This window comes from Pseudomonas sp. PS1(2021), assembly GCF_020405165.1.
Taxonomy (GTDB): domain Bacteria; phylum Pseudomonadota; class Gammaproteobacteria; order Pseudomonadales; family Pseudomonadaceae; genus Pseudomonas; species Pseudomonas aeruginosa.
The window spans coordinates 1,004,416-1,020,712 of sequence record NZ_CP084484.1 but is presented as its reverse complement, the minus strand read 5'-3'; the positions used below and the strand labels follow the sequence as shown (position 1 = coordinate 1,020,712).

At 65.0% G+C, this 16,297-nt stretch carries 18 protein-coding genes and 3 pseudogenes; 20 read left to right on the top strand and 1 reads right to left on the bottom strand.

Going from position 1 to position 16,297, the window contains the following annotated elements:
- The first annotated feature begins 8 nt into the window (after positions 1 to 8).
- The 10 genes from LE197_RS04970 (at position 9) to LE197_RS04925 (ending at position 8,549) form a co-directional block, all read left to right on the top strand.
- Positions 9 to 2,921, top strand: coding sequence for a heavy metal translocating P-type ATPase (locus LE197_RS04970; protein WP_003098961.1), 2,913 nt, complete (start codon positions 9 to 11; stop codon positions 2,919 to 2,921).
- A 3-nt stretch (positions 2,922 to 2,924) separates the two neighbouring features.
- Positions 2,925 to 3,425 carry a signal peptidase II gene (gene lspA / locus LE197_RS04965; protein WP_003098955.1) on the top strand — a complete coding sequence of 167 codons (501 nt, stop codon included), beginning with the start codon at positions 2,925 to 2,927 and terminating at the stop codon, positions 3,423 to 3,425.
- Between the two features lie 336 nt (positions 3,426 to 3,761).
- The gene (locus LE197_RS04960) at positions 3,762 to 4,073 is read left to right on the top strand and encodes a hypothetical protein (protein ID WP_003108988.1); all 312 of its coding nucleotides are present in this window, start codon (positions 3,762 to 3,764) and stop codon (positions 4,071 to 4,073) included.
- 337 nt (positions 4,074 to 4,410) lie between these two features.
- Positions 4,411 to 4,623 carry a hypothetical protein gene (locus LE197_RS04955; protein ID WP_003116833.1) on the top strand — a complete coding sequence of 71 codons (213 nt, stop codon included), beginning with the start codon at positions 4,411 to 4,413 and terminating at the stop codon, positions 4,621 to 4,623.
- Positions 4,624 to 4,644: 21 nt separating this feature from the next.
- Positions 4,645 to 5,037 carry a hypothetical protein gene (locus LE197_RS04950; RefSeq protein ID WP_003116832.1) on the top strand — a complete coding sequence of 131 codons (393 nt, stop codon included), beginning with the start codon at positions 4,645 to 4,647 and terminating at the stop codon, positions 5,035 to 5,037.
- Positions 5,038 to 5,219: 182 nt separating this feature from the next.
- Positions 5,220 to 5,906, top strand: a complete 687-nt coding sequence (locus LE197_RS04945; protein WP_003116830.1) for a hypothetical protein — start codon at positions 5,220 to 5,222, stop codon at positions 5,904 to 5,906.
- 83 nt (positions 5,907 to 5,989) lie between these two features.
- On the top strand, positions 5,990 to 6,727 hold the full coding sequence (locus LE197_RS04940) for a hypothetical protein (RefSeq protein WP_003116829.1): 738 nt from the start codon (positions 5,990 to 5,992) through the stop codon (positions 6,725 to 6,727).
- Positions 6,728 to 6,824: 97 nt separating this feature from the next.
- The gene (locus tag LE197_RS04935) at positions 6,825 to 7,103 is read left to right on the top strand and encodes a hypothetical protein (protein ID WP_003116828.1); all 279 of its coding nucleotides are present in this window, start codon (positions 6,825 to 6,827) and stop codon (positions 7,101 to 7,103) included.
- 288 nt (positions 7,104 to 7,391) lie between these two features.
- A complete protein-coding gene (locus LE197_RS04930; RefSeq protein WP_003098941.1) occupies positions 7,392 to 8,216 on the top strand; it encodes a hypothetical protein in 825 nt (274 codons plus the stop codon).
- 144 nt (positions 8,217 to 8,360) lie between these two features.
- Positions 8,361 to 8,549 (top strand): hypothetical protein, encoded by a 189-nt coding sequence (locus tag LE197_RS04925; protein ID WP_005408893.1) that lies wholly within the window; start codon positions 8,361 to 8,363, stop codon positions 8,547 to 8,549.
- On the opposite strand, the pseudogene merR reads toward LE197_RS04925, so the two are convergent.
- Positions 8,478 to 8,885, bottom strand: a pseudogene (gene merR / locus LE197_RS04920) (Hg(II)-responsive transcriptional regulator). The gene LE197_RS04925 and the pseudogene merR overlap by 72 nt on opposite strands.
- Positions 8,886 to 8,956: 71 nt before the next feature.
- On the opposite strand from merR, the gene merT reads away from it, so the two are divergent.
- From merT to LE197_RS04875, 10 genes and pseudogenes are all read left to right on the top strand, one after another.
- Complete coding sequence (merT, locus tag LE197_RS04915; RefSeq protein WP_003116827.1) at positions 8,957 to 9,307, top strand: mercuric ion transporter MerT; 351 nt, start codon at positions 8,957 to 8,959, stop codon at positions 9,305 to 9,307.
- A 12-nt stretch (positions 9,308 to 9,319) separates the two neighbouring features.
- Complete coding sequence (merP, locus tag LE197_RS04910; RefSeq protein ID WP_003116826.1) at positions 9,320 to 9,607, top strand: mercury resistance system periplasmic binding protein MerP; 288 nt, start codon at positions 9,320 to 9,322, stop codon at positions 9,605 to 9,607.
- Between the two features lie 10 nt (positions 9,608 to 9,617).
- Complete coding sequence (merA, locus tag LE197_RS04905) at positions 9,618 to 11,306, top strand: mercury(II) reductase (protein ID WP_003098932.1); 1,689 nt, start codon at positions 9,618 to 9,620, stop codon at positions 11,304 to 11,306.
- An 18-nt stretch (positions 11,307 to 11,324) separates the two neighbouring features.
- The gene (locus LE197_RS37245) at positions 11,325 to 11,840 is read left to right on the top strand and encodes a Tn3 family transposase (RefSeq protein ID WP_003098931.1); all 516 of its coding nucleotides are present in this window, start codon (positions 11,325 to 11,327) and stop codon (positions 11,838 to 11,840) included.
- Positions 11,804 to 12,322, top strand: a pseudogene (locus LE197_RS37240) (Tn3 family transposase); the annotation flags it as partial. The gene LE197_RS37245 and the pseudogene LE197_RS37240, both read left to right, overlap by 37 nt.
- 45 nt (positions 12,323 to 12,367) lie before the next feature.
- Positions 12,368 to 12,652: a DUF3085 domain-containing protein gene (locus LE197_RS04895; RefSeq protein WP_031629745.1), complete on the top strand. Its 285-nt coding sequence runs from the start codon at positions 12,368 to 12,370 to the stop codon at positions 12,650 to 12,652.
- A gap of 141 nt (positions 12,653 to 12,793) precedes the next feature.
- A pseudogene (locus LE197_RS37235) lies at positions 12,794 to 13,244 on the top strand (XF1762 family protein).
- A gap of 309 nt (positions 13,245 to 13,553) precedes the next feature.
- Positions 13,554 to 14,483, top strand: coding sequence for a DUF3577 domain-containing protein (locus LE197_RS04885; RefSeq protein WP_009876582.1), 930 nt, complete (start codon positions 13,554 to 13,556; stop codon positions 14,481 to 14,483).
- A gap of 152 nt (positions 14,484 to 14,635) precedes the next feature.
- Positions 14,636 to 15,463 (top strand): DUF932 domain-containing protein, encoded by an 828-nt coding sequence (locus LE197_RS04880; protein ID WP_034200824.1) that lies wholly within the window; start codon positions 14,636 to 14,638, stop codon positions 15,461 to 15,463.
- A gap of 95 nt (positions 15,464 to 15,558) precedes the next feature.
- The gene (locus LE197_RS04875; RefSeq protein ID WP_009876584.1) at positions 15,559 to 16,248 is read left to right on the top strand and encodes a DUF3275 family protein; all 690 of its coding nucleotides are present in this window, start codon (positions 15,559 to 15,561) and stop codon (positions 16,246 to 16,248) included.
- Positions 16,249 to 16,297 lie beyond the last annotated feature (49 nt).

Sequence of the window (16,297 nt, the reverse complement as noted above, 5' to 3'; positions counted from 1 at the left end):
AGCGATCTATGAACAAAGAACCTTCCAGCCCATGCGCCTGCTCCGGCGGCAATGGCCAACAGACGGCGTGCGCCAGTGAGCAGGCCAGCACTGAAACCACCGTTTTCCACGTGAGCAACATGGATTGCCGCAATGAGGAAGCACTGGTGCGGCGAACGCTGGAGGGCATGCCCGGTGTCGAGCGGCTCCTGTTCGATCTTCCGCAGCGTTTGTTGACCATTTCGCACCGCGAAGTCTCGGCCGATGCCTTGGAGCAAGCGCTGAATTCGGTGGGCATGAAGGCTCAGGCTGTCCGAGACGCCGCCGTGTCGACCACCTACCGCATCGAGAACATGGACTGCCCGAGCGAGGAGAAACTCATCCGCTCGCACCTCGGGGCAGTCGAGGGAATTCAGGACCTCGACTTCGACCTCGCTGAGCGCACCCTGTCGGTGAAACACCTCGCTCAGGCACGCGCGCAGATGGAGCAGGTCCTGGCCTCGATCGGCATGCGCGCCAAGGAGCAGACCTTCGGCCACACGGGGCCGATCGAAGCCGCGGCTGTGATCCCATCCTCGGCCCTGCAGCAGCAACCAACCGCTGCCGTTTCCGCGCCGCCGATCGGCGAGCGGGTGACGTACCGGATCGAGAACATGGATTGCCCGACGGAAGAAGCGCTGATCCGCGACCGGCTGGGCAAGCTGCCGGGTGTGACCGCGCTCGACTTCAATCTGATGCAGCGTGTGCTGGGAGTCCAGCACACGCTGGCGACCTCAGCGCCGATCGAGAAGGCGCTTGCTTCCATTGGAATGCAGGCTGCGCGGCAGGACATGCAGACAGCCACCACGGTACTTCGCATCGCGAAGATGGACTGTCCGACCGAGGAAAGTCTGATCCGCGGCAAGCTGCAAGGCATGCCGGGCGTGCAGGGAATGGATTTCAACCTGATGCAGCGCACGCTCACGGTTCGGCACACACCCGACGCGATCAAGCCGGCAGTCGAAGCCATCGAATCGCTGGGCATGGAAGCCGAGGTCCAGAGGACTGATGAGCCGCGCGATGCCCCGGTGGCCGCGCACAAGACCAATTGGTGGCCGATGGCGGTTTCGGGCGTTGCGGCGGTGGCCGCCGAAGGCGTGTACTGGGTCAACGACGGCAATCATTGGGCCGTGATCGTGCTGGCACTGGTTTCGATCTTCACCGGCGGCCTCAGCACCTACAAGAAGGGCTGGATCGCGCTGAAGAACCTCAACCTGAACATGAACGCCCTGATGGCCATCGCGGTCACCGGCGGCATGGCGATCGGCCACTGGCCGGAGGCCGCCATGGTCATGTTCCTGTTCGCGTTGGCGGAAGTGATCGAGGCGAAGTCGCTGGACCGCGCCCGCAACGCCATTCGGGGGCTGATGGACTTGGCGCCCGAGACCGCGACCGTGCGGCAGGCCGATGGCTCATGGACAGAGCTGCCGGCCAAGGAGGTCGCAAAGGGCGCGGTGGTCCGCGTGCGTCCTGGCGAGCGCATCGCACTGGACGGCCTGATCACCTCGGGTCGATCGGCCATCAACCAGGCGCCCATCACCGGCGAGAGCCTGCCCGTCGAGAAGGCCGAAGGTGACCAGGTCTTCGCCGGAACCATCAATGAGACCGGCTCTTTCGAATACAAGGTGACCGCAGGCGCCAGCGACTCGACGCTCGCGCGCATCATCCATGCCGTGGAGTCCGCGCAGGGCAGCCGTGCGCCCACGCAGCGCTTCGTCGACCAGTTCGCCCGCGTCTACACGCCGGCGGTGTTCGCGGTGTCCGTGCTGGTTGCCGTCGTGCCGCCGCTCGCCTTCGGCGGCGCATGGTTTGACTGGGTCTACAAGGCCCTGGTACTGCTGGTGATCGCCTGCCCCTGCGCTCTGGTCATCTCCACGCCGGTCACCATCGTCAGCGGCTTGGCCGCTGCCGCCCGACGCGGCATCCTGATCAAGGGTGGCGTCTACCTGGAGGGCGGGCGCAAGCTCAAGGCGTTGGCCCTGGACAAGACCGGCACACTCACACATGGCAAGCCCGAGCAGACCGACTTCGTGCCGCTGATCGGCGAGGCGCAGGAAGTTGCCGCCTGGGCCGCAAGCCTCGCGGCACGCTCGGACCATCCTGTGTCTCAGGCCATCGCCCGCAAGGCGAACCGTGACGGCATCGCGCTGCACGAGGTCGACGACTTCGCGGCGCTGCCTGGCCGCGGCGTGCGCGGCCGCGTCGCCGGGCGCATGTTGCACATGGGCAACCACAGGCTCGCCCAGGAGCTGGGCCTGAGCGAAGCGACGCTCCAGGCTCGGCTGGAGACCCTGGAGCGCCAAGGCAAGACAGCGATCCTGCTGATGGACGATGCGACCGTGCTCGGCATTTTTGCAGTGGCCGACACCGTGAAGGAAACCAGCCGTGAGGCGGTGGCCGACCTGCAGGCGCTGGGTGTGCGCACGCTGATGCTGACGGGGGACAACCAGCACACGGCCGCGGCCATCGCTGCCCAGGTCGGAATCTCTGAAGCCCGTGGTGACCAACTGCCCGAAGACAAGCTCAAGACCATCGAAAGCCTGGTCGGCGGCGAGGGCCAGGTGGGCATGGTGGGCGACGGCATCAACGATTCGCCCGCGCTCGCCCGTGCCGACATCGGCTTCGCCATGGGCGCGGCCGGCACCGACACCGCGATCGAAACAGCCGACGTCGCCCTGATGGACGACGACCTGCGCAAGATCCCCGCCTTCATCCGGCTGTCGCGTAGCACTGCGGCGATCCTCACGCAGAACATCGTTCTGGCCCTTGGCATCAAGGCGGTGTTCCTTGCGTTGACGTTCACAGGGCATGCCACCATGTGGATGGCTGTGTTCGCTGACATGGGGGCAAGTCTTTTGGTTGTCGTCAATGGGCTGCGCCTCCTGAAGTTCAAGGCGGCATGAACAATGGATGAACCATCTCTTCGCAAGACGCAGTGGTACTCACTCGCGATCGTTATATTCGCCGGCGATCAGGCAGCTAAGAGCTACATTGACGCGACAACTCCCTTGGGTTGGTCGCACGAGGTGGCGTCATTCTTCAACCTAGTTCACGCTCTCAATCCCGGCGCGGCGTTCAGCTTCCTTGCTGGCGCGGGCGGCTGGCAGCGGTGGTTTTTTCTGGCGATCGCGTTCGCAATATCGGCATGGCTCGCATGGCTGCTCTCCCGGCCGCTGCGCAAAACGGAAGGCCTTTCGTACAGCCTCATTCTGGGCGGCGCATTGGGCAACGCGTTCGACCGCGCCACGCGCGGGCACGTTATCGACTACATCGACTTTCACCTGCACGGCTGGCACTGGCCCGCCTTCAACATCGCTGACATGGCCATCGTGGGCGGGGCGATCGCGCTGGTGGCCCAGTCGTTCATGAGCGTGGAGAACCCGGCCGCCACAAAGGAGTCCCAGTGACATTGGGACGATCCGGAAATTCGCAATGCACACGGTGCAGGACACCAATCTGAAGAGAACGGCCCCCAGCATGAGCGGCCGCGGCTTGGCCCTCATGCTAGCGCCCACCGCCGCTTTTGCTGCAACGCCCTGTTGCGATGGCGGCGATTGCTGCAACGACGTCGCAATGCCTTGCTGTGAATAAACAGCACGCAAGCCAGTTGACCTGGCAATTATGAAAGTCCATCACGGCGATGCTGGCCTTTTTCGTTCCAATGAGCCGTCACGGAGAGGTGATGATGAAGCTATGCCGGGATCCTGCAAGCTTTAGGACGGTCTTCTTTACCGCATAGCGATATGCTGATGTCACCCGTTCGCCTCGCCTGGCAAGTACAAGTAGTTCGTCGCGGTTTTCTGGCCGTGTCCGCCCGCTTCGCTGGCCCTTTTGCCCCAAACAAGCGCAATCATGCCTGCGTTACCACCAAAGTTCGCCCCCGCCAGTTGCTGTTCCTAAAGGGCATCAAGCTCAACGCCATCGCCGACCGGCCAGCGTATTTCGCATCGCTGCGTGCCCGTCGGGGCCAGCCCATCGTCATCCTCGCAGAGCTGGGACCGGACGAGGCATTCGCCCTGTGGAAGCAGCATGTACTGGGCGACAGGCCTCGCTGACCCAGTTTCGCCTCATCCTCCTGACAGCCCCGCACTTATTGCGGGGCTTTCTTTTTTCCGCGTTCGCCAATCGGGGCTGTTGCAAATGCCGATTTCCGGCTGACGCGGCTCGCCTCGCGCATGAAGCTGCCCGCATGTGTCGCTGATTCGTCAGCACCATGCCAGCAGCCAGAGTTTCCAGGCTGCCGCGGATTCTTTCCGCGCTACCCGCCAGTCCGCCATCGCATCGAGTCTGCGGACGCGCGTCACCCGTGACGCCGATGCTTTTTTCTCAACCGCGTGCGGGAGCTGCCATCCCGTGAGGGACGAGGCCCCGCTTTTTCCAAGGAGCCCGTCCATGTCCCAGCAAGCCTCTTTCGGCCAGTTGGCCTTGATCCATTGCGGCAAGTTCCTGCCGCTCGAAATCCTGCATAGCGCCGCCGGCCACTACATCGGCACGCGCGATACAGAAGGTCCCGTTTCGCGGGAATCCTGCCAGTACTTCCGCAGCTATGCCGCGGCTCAACGTGCCCTCGAAAGAGGCGGCTGGTCCCAGCTCGCCACACCCTGATCCAACTGGAGGAACCACGTCATGAACCAGCTTTTGCCCCAGGAAGTCGTCGATCAGATCATGCGGGAAGAGCAGCATTTCGCCGCCGCGCCCCAAGCCTTCTTCGAGGTCTGGAAGCGCGGCGTCGAGATCGCAGGCCCGCAATGGTTTGGCGACGGCACGCGCGAAGGCCTGAACCAGGCAAAGAGCAAGTGGGATCTGCGTCCCGACATGCTGCGTGCCAACGACGCACTCGGCGTCCTGAGCAGCGGGGAACGCATGTTCCTGTCCGCCATGTTCAGCTTCTACAACGCGCGCGAGGGCGGTGCCATGCTCAAGCGCTGCCACTTCCAAGGACTGTCGGACTTCGATGGTCTCGATCTGCAACGTCGCCAGGTGATCGCCGACCTGCTGCTGAACTACAGCGGTTGGTGAGCCGGTCCCTGGCACACCTTCATCACTGCGTTCACGGGACCCCATGAGGGACATGCGCCTCGTTCGAGGCCATGTCCCTCGCGTTTTCTCCCCGCCCAGCGCCATCCGGCATCAGGCGGTTTCCCCTGCGGATGCCATCGTCCGCAAGGGCTGGCTCCGTTCATTCATCGAAAGGAGCCTTCATGGCCAACAACTACTACGAAGCCACCGGCGTTCTCGTGCTCGACCGTGTGACGCCCGTCATCCAGGCGCTGTTCGGCGCCTTCGCGCTGGACGAGAGCCACCCCGGCAACGGGCAGGCCTACATCGCCCAGATCGCCGAGACCACCAATCCGCAATGGCCGGACGTGCTCGATGGCCTGGAAGACCTGGCCACGCAACTCGGTATTCCGATGCCGGACGACGAAGGGCTGTCGATCCCGCCGCTGCTCGAACTGCTCGCCGTGCACTTCCGTGCCGATGAGGACGAAGAGCTGGGGAACTTGATCGACCGTCATTCGTTCGAGGACACCGCCGATCTCGACGCATTGTTTCTGATCGCCACCCGGTTCGATGACGGGCACCACCTGACCGCCATCCAGTTCGAGGGCTGCTGGTACTGCAGCAAGCCGCGGCTGTTCGAGTTCGGCGGCAACGGCTGCTACCTGAGCCGCGAGGTCCGCTTCATCAGCTCCTCCTCCCAGGCCCTCCAGCTCGGCGACCAATTGCGCAAGACCATTGTGGCCGCCGACATCGAAGAGGCTTCGGCCCTGATCGCGCTGGAGACCATCAATCTGCTGGCGGGCGTCAGCGACGAGCCATTCCGCATGAATTTGCGCCGGCGCGTCGCCGAGCGATTGGCCCAAACGCCAACGATCAGCGTCACCTGACGCTGTTTCCTTTCTTTCCACCCACCGGGGTCAATTCCCGGTGGCGGGGATTTGCTCCATCATTATTCTGTTGGAGAAATCCCATGTCCCAGAATCCCAATCCCTTTCTACGCGGCTACTGGAATCTGAAAATCGTCCGCACGCTGTCCATCAGCTACGAGGACGGAAGCCCGCATGTTTGGCGAAACATCCACCCGAGCCAGCAGCACCTCTGCGACGCGGCGCTGGTTTCTTCTCCTTGCATCATCACCAGCGACTTCGCGGTGGTCAGGACTGGCACCGAACCTGTCGGCGCCGCACTGATCGCCGAATGCGACGCGGCTGAAGGGGGCAGCGGCGAAGGCATGGTGGGTGCCGTGGTGTACGCGATCCACGGCGACGACTTCGACGGCCGCCCCGTCCACATTGGCGACACCTATTCGGCCGAGGCCGCACGGGAAGTCGTGCAGCGGTTGAGCTTCGAGACCGGCTACTACAGCCGGTGCTGGGAAATCAGCAGCGCGCACATCAGCCGCGAAACCGGCCAGTACCTGGCCAACCTGGCTGACCTCGCGACGCCGGAGGCCTTTTTGTTCATCGCGTTCCGGATTCCCTACAGCCCGGCGATCGGCGTCAAGCTGATCTCCACGCCCTGGACGGACCAGCACCTGCAGGACGTCGAGGGGATCGCCGCCGAGCAGCTTCGGCAGGAGCACCGCAGCAAGGGCATGCCGGACGAGCTGGCACAGATCCTTGAACTGGCCGGCCAGGCCGACGTGCGCATCCTCATCCTCGATGCCGACGCACCCGTGTTGCCGGGCCTATCGCTGGCCGGCGAATAGCTGCCACACACATCCCCGGCCTTCCTTGTCCTCACCGCATGCCGGCCCGGTCTCCCGCCAGAGAGCCGGGCCGGCGCACTTTCACAGGAGCGATCCCATGTTCCCCGACCTCATCACACCCGCATCCGACTTCGAGCACCAACTCGGAGCCTGCGTCAACGCCATGAGCCAGGAAGATGCCATCGGCCAGATCCTGGTATTCGAGCGCATGAGCGGCACGCTGCACATGCGCCATATCGCCAGCGCCGACCTGGTGGACACCGACGTGGACGACTACGAAATGGTCGTCTTCGACGGTGGCAACACAAGCGGCGACACGTGGAAACACGTGTTCTTTCCGCGTCAGCGCGAGCACTACTTCGTGTACCAAGCCTGATTCCTCCAGCCCCTTTCGAGGGGCTTTTTCTTGCCCGCAGCACAGGAAAACGGTTGTGGTGCGGTGCCGTTTCCTGCGGGCAGGCAGACCGCCCCAGGGCCATGCTTGCCCCATGTTCGTCGGCGTTGCCGGCACATGCCCAGGCAGTCGAGACCTTCGAGGCTGCAAGCGCGGGAAACCGTGCTGGTCGTTTCTTCCTACGGACCTACCGCGTCCATCCACGCCACCCACAAGGGACCTCTCCCTTGCGGGCGGGGAATCCCTTGTTTTTCCTCAAGGAGTTTCCCCATGGATCGTTCCCTCATCAAATCCATGATGCCTTCGCTGGTCGCAGGCCATGTGCCCCGCAACGTGCGGTCGTTCAAGTACCGCGTGTTCGATGATCAGCCGCTGTCCTCAACGCTGGGCTTCGCCATCGACCCCCAACCCTTCGACGGCAAGGTGGTCGCCGCGACCGACGATGCCATCGTCGTCAAGCTCAAGCCTTCCGAGTTCGCGGTGCTCGATCCCAGCCTGGTGACCACGGTTCCTGCCGAAGGCGCCAAGGTGCATGTCCAACCCTATGCCCGTCGTCGCTTCGACGGACTGCGCGCGGACACGCCGGAGGTCATCACCGAGGAGACTTCGGACGGCACGCCGTACACCATCACGAGGCACATCCTCGGCTCGGCGCCGGCCAAGCTGCCCATTCCCACGCCGCAGTGCATGGAGTTGGGCCAGCTCATCGAGCAGTTGGAGGAGATGCCGGCCCCCGATCGCTTCCGGCGCATCACCCACATGCTGGTGGATGCCGGTGCCCGCGACTTCACCTGGGTCGATCCCACGCCCTCCAAGATCATCGAGACCCCGCCGGCGATCAGCTTCACGGTCTCGACCGCGAAGTTCGAGGGCCGGGTGACGATCCTCTACGACCGCGGCGGAGACACCTACGTGGTGGAACTGCACCGTCAGAACGGTGAATCGGTCGAACTGGTCGATCGGCACGACGAGGTGTATTTCGACATGCTCGGCGAAGTGCTGGAGAGGCTCATCGACGACGGGCGCTGGCGCCAGATCGACGTGAGCATCCTCGACGCGAAAGCGGCCCGCAAGCGCCAGGCCGTCCCGGCATGACGCCCCGCAGCGAAACCGGGCGGTCCTGCGGCTGACCCGAGGCATCCGCCACGGCGTTCCAGCCGTTCCGGCCGCGTGCACTACAGGCCCTTCATCCCATCGGATGGAGGCCTTTCTCATTCTTCCACACAGGAGATTTCATCCATGTCACTGCGATTCAAAGGCGCTGACCTGCGCCCCGTGCTGACCGAAGCCATCGCCAATCAGGGGTCGTCTCAGAAAACGGAAAAAAATCGTACGCTAAGAGCCGAAGTGGGCCCTTTAGCAGCAATGCAAAGCTGCGATCAACGGGCAGGAAACATTGCCATGGTGCGCGTTGCACTCTCTCACTAGCGTCGACAGGGCCTCTTCCATCCGCGTGAGGTCCGCCATGCGTGCGCGCACATCGGCCAGCCGGTGAGCAGCCAGTTAGGCCGCCTCGCTGCAATGGGTGCCGTCCTCCAGTTTCAGGAGCTGGCCGACTTCATCCAGGCTGAATCCCAGGCGCTGGGCTGACTTCACGAACTTCACCCGCGCCACGTCCGCCTGCCCGTAGCGGCGGATGCGACCGTAGGGCCGCTCCGGCTGGGGTAGCAAGCCCTTGAGCTGATAGAAGCGGATCGTCTCCACGTTGACCCGGGCTGCCTTGGCGAAGGCCCCGATGGTCAGATTCTCTTGAGCGTTCTCCATGGCGCTTGACTCCGTAGTTGACTACGGAAGTAACGTTACAGCATCAAGCGAAGTCCCGGAAGGAGAACCTTATGTCGGAACCCAAGAACGGCTGCGGCGCACTGGCGACCGGCGGCGTCGCGGCCGTCCTCGCCTCGGCCTGCTGCCTCGGCCCCCTTGTCCTGGTCGCGCTCGGCTTCTCTGGCGCGTGGATCGGCAACCTGACCGTGCTGGAGCCGTATCGGCCGATCTTCATCGGCGCAGCGCTCATCGCGCTGTTCTTCGCCTGGCGCAGCATCTTCCGACCAGCCCATGCCTGCAAGCCCGGCGACGTTTGCGCCGTGCCCCAAGTGCGGACTGCCTACAAGGTGATCTTCTGGATCGTGGCCGCCCTGGTTCTGGTTGCCCTCGCGTTTCCCTACGTCCTGCCGCTGTTCTACTGAAAGGAGATCACCATGAAGAAACTCACCACCCTCACCACCCTCATCGCCCTGGCCGCCGCTCTAAGCGCGCCCGCCTGGGCTGCCACCAAGACCGTCACCCTGTCGGTGCCCGGCATGACCTGCGCCGCGTGCCCGATCACGGTCAAGACGGCTCTGTCCAAGGTCGCCGGCGTCGAGAAGGCCGAAGTCAGCTTCGAGAAGCGGGAGGCCGTCGTCACCTTCGACGAGGCCAAGACCAATGCCGACGCCTTGACCAAGGCCACCGCAAACGCGGGTTACCCGTCCAGCGTCAAGCAGTGAGGGCGTAATCATGGCCGAGGCGATCACCCTCCACATCGAAGGCATGACCTGCACGTCGTGCGCCGAGCACGTCCAGCAGGCTTTGACGAACGTGCCCGGCGTGCGCGCGGCCTCGGTGTCCTATCCGCAGCGGCAGGCCGAAATCGAGGCGGATGCAGGCGTGAGCGTGGCCCCGCTGGTTGCCGCAGTGGCCACGCTCGGCTATCGCGCACGGCTTACCGACACGCCGAACAAGCCTGCCGGCCTGCTAGACAAGGCGCTGGGCTGGCTCGGTGGCGAAACGAAGCATGTTGGCGGTGAACAAGCGCTGCACGTGGCTGTGATAGGCAGCGGCGGCGCGGCGATGGCGGCTGCCTTGAAGGCCGTGGAGCAAGGCGCCCGCGTCACGCTGATCGAGCGCGGCACCATCGGCGGCACCTGCGTCAATGTCGGCTGCGTGCCGTCCAAGATCATGATCCGCGCCGCGCACATCGTCCACCTGCGCCGCGAAAGCCCGTTCGATGCTGGCCTGCCGGCCGCAGCGCCCGCTGTACTGCGCGAGCGGCTGCTGGCCCAGCAACAAGGCCGCGTCGAGGAGCTGCGCCATGCCAAGTACGAAGGCATCCTGGCAAGCACTCCGGCCATCACCGTGCTGCGCGGCGAGGCCCGGTTCAGGGACACGCGCACGCTGACCGTGGCGACCGCTGACGGCGGCACGCACGAGGTGAACTTCGACCGCTGCCTGATTGCCACCGGCGCGAGCCCGGCGCTTCCGCCAATCCCGGGCCTTGCGGACACACCCCACTGGACCTCCACCGAGGCGCTGGAAAGCAGCTCGCTCCCCGAGCGGCTGGCCGTGATTGGTTCCTCCGTGGTGGCGGTCGAGTTGGCGCAAGCCTTCGCCCGGCTGGGCAGCCAGGTCACGATCCTGGCGCGCAGCACGCTGTTCTTCCGAGAAGACCCGGCCATCGGGGAAGCCGTAACAGACGCCTTCCGCGCCGAGGGCATCGAGGTGCTGGACCACACCCAGGCGAGCCACGTTGCCTATGCGGGCGGGGAATTCGTGCTCACCACCGGGCAGGGGGAAGTGCGCGCCGACAAGCTGCTGGTCGCCACCGGTCGCGCGCCGAACACGCGCAGCCTGAACCTTGAAGCGGCAGGCGTCGAAGTCAATGCGCAGGGAGCCATCGTCATCGACCGCGCCATGCGCACGAGCGCACCGCACATCTTTGCTGCCGGCGACTGCACCGACCAGCCGCAGTTCGTCTATGTGGCGGCGGCGGCCGGCACGCGCGCCGCGATCAACATGACCGGCGGCGACGCGGCGCTGGACCTGACGGCGATGCCGGCGGTGGTGTTCACCGATCCGCAGGTGGCGACCGTGGGCTACAGCGAGGCGGAAGCGCACCACGACGGCATCGAGACCGACAGCCGGCTGCTGACGCTCGACAACGTGCCGAGGGCGCTCGCCAACTTCGACACGCGCGGCTTCATCAAGCTGGTGGCGGAAGCTGGCTCAGGGCGGCTGATCGGCGTACAGGCGGTCGCGCCGGAAGCGGGCGAACTGATCCAGACGGCCGCGCTGGCGATCCGCCACCGGATGACCGTGCAGGAGCTGGCCGACCAGTTGTTCCCCTACCTGACCATGGTCGAGGGACTGAAGCTCGCGGCGCAGACCTTCAACAAGGACGTGAAGCAACTGTCCTGTTGCGCCGGATGAGGAAAAGGGAGGTGTTCGATGAACGCCTACAGCCGCGCCAACCGCCGCATCTACGCGGCCTTGTCCGATCCCCTGTCGGCCACCCACCGGCACCGCCTCGACGATCTGCTCAAGCGCCACGACAACGGCAAGACGACCTGGCTGGCCTGGCTGCGCCAGTCGCCCGTCAAGCCGAACTCCCGCCACATACTCGAACACATCGAGCGCCTCAAAGCCTGGCAGGCGCTCGACCTGCCTTCCGGCATCGAGCGGTCGGTGCACCAGAACCGCCTGCTCAAGATCGCCCGCGAAGGCGGCCAGATGACGCCCGCCGATCTGGCCAAGTTCGAGGCACAGCGCCGCTACGCGACCCTGGTGCGCTCGCCATCGAGGGCATGGCCACCGTCACCGACGAAATCATCGACCTGCACGACCGCATCCTGGGCAAGCTGTTCAACGCTGCCAAGCACAAGCATCAGCAGCAGTTCCAGGCGTCCGGCAAGGCGATCAACGCCAAGGTGCGGCTGGCCACCTCGATCAAGCAGGGCACGGTGACGGCCTCGCTGATGCTCAGGAAACTCGGCAGCTACCCGCGCCAGAACGGCCTGGCCGTGGCGCTGCGCGAGCTGGGCCGCATCGAGCGAACGCTGTTCATCCTGGACTGGCTGCAAAGCGTCGAGCTGCGCCGCCGCGTGCATGCCGGACTGAACAAGGGCGAAGCCCGCAACGCGCTAGCCCGCGCCGTGTTCTTCAACCGGCTGGGCGAAATCCGCGACCGCAGTTTCGAGCAGCAGCGCTACCGGGCCAGCGGCCTCAACCTGGTGACGGCGGCCATAGTGTTGTGGAACACGGTCTATCTGGAACGGGCCTCAAACGCCTTACGCGGTCACGGCCAGACTGTCGATGACGCCCTGTTGCAGTACCTGTCGCCGCTGGGCTGGGAGCACATCAACCTGACCGGCGATTACCTCTGGCGCAGCAGCGCCAAGATCGGCGCGGGCAAGTTCAGGCCGCTACGACCGCTGCAACCGGCTTAGCGTACGATTTTTTCCGTTTTCTGAGACGTCCCCAATCAGTGCCGCATTGTCCTGGTCAAGGATCAGGGCGTGTACTTCCTCGCCGAGCGTGGGGAGCGTCGCCCGGATGGGCGCCAGGCACTGCTCGCCTACGCCGTCGGATGCAACCCGGACACCGACCCGTTCGATGACTGGTGGCACCTCGCCGGCCGCGAGCTGGGCGGCGATGACTTCGCGGAGTATTTCGACCCGAAGGACGGCCTGTTCACGCGCCTCCAGCACTCGGCGGACGATCTCGTGCTTTCCGCCACCGCCACGCACCTGTCCTTAGCAGTGGTGCCTCCCGCCTGACGCGGCAACCGCCTCGCAGCCCCCGCATCGGGGGCCTTCTTTTGTTCGCACCGCCGCCATCGCCGCGCGTGCGCGTTTGTCTCCAGCCGCCGAGGCACGCCCCGCCGGCCACAACGCCGGCATGCCACCGGAGACAACCGCATGAACACGCCATCGACCTCGCCGAGGCTGCACCTCCTACCGGTGTCGCTGCGCACGGCCAATGCATTCGTTCTGTCGCACCATCGCCACCACCGCCCGGTCCAGGGCGCGAAGTTCGCCCTGGCCGTCACGCTGAGCGACAGCGACCTGATCCACGGCGTGGCCATTGTCGGCCGCCCGGTCGCGCGGCACCTGGACGCTGGAAGTCACGCGGCTGTGCACCGACGGCACACCCAGCGCCTGCAGCAAGCTCTACGGCGCGGCCTGGCAGGCGGCAAGGGCGCTGGGCTACATACGCCTGCTCACCTACACCATGCCCGACGAAGGTGGCGCCAGCCTGCGCGCCGCCGGCTGGCGGCTGATCGGCGCGCGCGGTGGCGGCGCCTGGAGCCGTCCCGGCCGTCCGCGCGCCGATACCCCCGAGCACCTGCGCGGCGCCAAGTGCCTGTGACAGGCGCCGGGTGGCGCGGACAAAGGGAAGCGCCCGGGTGCCGATTGATTGCTGCCGCGCGCGCGAGGCCCCGCCATGCTGGCCCCATGCCTGCTGACGTCGTCAGCGACATGCCAGGCAACCATCGGTCTTCGAGGTTGCGGCGCAGTTCCCACTGCGTGACCGAGCCAGCTCGCACCGCATCCTTCCGCGAGCGGCCACCAGCCTCTGGTGGCGGATGCTTTCGCCTTATCAACCCACCGCGGGGTCACGCACCTTCCCCGCATGCGTGGGCCGGTGTGTCTCCGCTTTTCCCAATGGAGATTCACCATGAACACCACGTCCAACGAGAAATCGTATTTCGACCTCCACACATCGGGCATCGGCTACATCCAGCGTGTCCGTGAAGTGCCCGTCAGGGGCGGCCGCCGTGCGCAGCCCTTCCTGGCATGCACCATCGCCGCATTGGTCGGCCCCGCCAGGGACCCCAGCTACCGCTACTTCGATGTCAAGGTCTCGGGTGCCGAGGCCAAGAAGCTCGTTCAGCGCTACATCGGCGTTGACGATTCCAAGCAGCGCCCGCTGGTGCGCTTTCGCCTCGGTGACCTGTGGGGCGATGCGTACATCCGCGACAAGGGCGAAAACCAGGGCAAGGCCGCCGCGTCCCTCAAGGCGCGACTGCTCAAGGCCGAGCCGATCGAGCGGGCCGAACTGGCTTCAATCGAGCAGCACGAGCTGATTACCCGTGGCATCGGCTACCTCAACCGTCCGAAGGACGTCACCCCCAAGGATGGCGATCCGTTCCTGTCATGCTCCATCGCCGCATTGGCCGGACCTGTCGATGAACCGGAATATCGGTACTTCGACACGATCGTCGCCACCCTCGGGGCCGAGCATCTGGTTCGCCGATGCGTGCAGGCCATCGAAGGGGATCGCAAGGTGCTGATCGCCTTCCGTCTCAACGACATGAAGATCGATCCGTACATCCGTACCAAGGGCGAGCACGCTGGGGCACCGGCCGCAAGCCTGGAGTCGACGCTGATCCACATCGGTCTGATCAAGATCGATGGCACCCAGGTCTATCCGATGAGCCAGGCGCAAGCCGAGGCGCCAACGGTGGAGGACGCACCCGCGCCCGAAGCCGACAACGCCATCGACACTGCCGCCGACGCCGTTTCCGACCTACCCGTCGAGTCCGCCGAGCGCGAGCCCGAGGGTGAAGTCGAGGAGCAGGAGCCGGCCTTGGTCGCTTCGTTTTGATCCGGCATGGCCCCTCATGGGGCCTTGTCGCTTCTCCTCCCTAGCATCCGCCGCGTCCCCAAGACGCCAAAGGTGCTTGCGTCTTTTCATCCCCCGAGTCCCGCGTGGTCACACGACCGCGCGGTTACCGCATTTCTCAAAGGAGATCAGCCATGTCTCTGGCATCCCGTTTTGCTCCGCAATCCCCGATCCTGCGCTCTGATCGCCCACTCTCGGACGACCGCATTCGTGCCGTCGTTCCGTCGATCTTCGCCGACGCTCCACATGGGAGCCGGTCCGATCGGTATGCCTACATACCGACCTCGACCGTGCTGACCAAGCTGCGCCAGGAGGGCTTCGAGCCCTTCATGGTGTGTCAGACGCGCGTGCGCAACGAGGATCGGCGCGAGTACACGAAGCACCTCATCCGACTTCGCCATGCAAGCCAGATCAACGGCGACGAGGCGAACGAGATCATCCTGCTCAACAGCCATGACGGCACGAGCAGCTATCAGATGCTCGCCGGCATGTTCCGGTTCGTCTGCCACAACGGCCTGGTTTGCGGTGACACCACCGCAGACATCCGCGTTCCTCACAAGGGCGACGTGGCAAGCCAGGTGATCGAAGGTGCCTACGAGGTTCTCGAAGGCTTCGAGCGCGTGCAGGACGCGCGCGATGCGATGCGCACCATCACCCTCGATGAGGGCGAAGCGGAAATCTTTGCGAATTCCGCGCTCGCACTCAAGTACGACGACCCGGCCAAGTCCACCCCTGTCACGGAGAGCCAACTTCTGGCGCCCAGGCGCTGGGACGACCGCAAGAACGACCTGTGGGCCGTCTTCAACCGCGTCCAGGAGAACCTAGTCAAAGGGGGCCTGAACGGACGCTCGGCCAATGGCCGCAATCAACGCACCCGTCCGGTGCAAGGAATCGACCAGAACCTGCGCCTGAACCGGGCGTTGTGGCTGCTGGCCGAAGGCATGCGCCAGCTCAAGGCGTGATGCCAAGCGGACCTCGCCCAGCTCGGGTGAGGTCCATTTCCTCTCATCCACCGGGCGCCGTCGGCGGCCCGCTATTCGTCATCAGGAGAACCAACATGGCAACCACATCGGCGCCCGAGCAATCGGTATCGCCCATCATTGTTCCGGGCCAGCTCACGCTGCGCACCATACGCGGCAAGAACGGCCCGTTCACCGTCGGCCGCCTTGTCACCCCCATCGGCAAGTTCGCGGTCAAGGATGCGGAGCTGGAGCAGTACCCCGAAGGAAAATACGACGGGGAATTCATCATCCGCTACATCTTCCCGAAGTCCTATCCGGTCGGCGACGGCATGCGGTTCGAGATCCGCGCCAACCTGGACGGAATGACGCTCAACGGAATCGACAAACTGAGCCGCGACGAAGCCCGAAGCTTCGCCACCCAGGACGTCGATCCACTCGATGAAGAGCTGGGGACGCAGCCTGCAGCAACGCCGGCCAAGTCTGCCAAGGCCTCCACGCCCGCCAAGCACGCACCCGTGCAGGCGTCGGCGGATCCTCTGGTCGATACCACGCCCTTCGGTGTGGATGCGCCGACGCCCGCTGCGGCGGCTGCCCCCGGCAGCACCGAAGATGGCGACGCCGCTCTGTTCGGTCTGCTGTGGCCGCTGGGCGAGTCCGTGAAATTGGATTCGACCATCGACCGCCGCGCCCTGCGCGCGCAGATCGCCCGCCTGGGCGAACTGGGTTTTGCGTTGGACTTCAAGACGCAGGAGTGGAGCCGTCAGGCCGAACTGCAACCTGCGTGATCGCAGACGCCGCATCCGCGGTGTTCTTCATCCACCCGCCGGGGTTCCT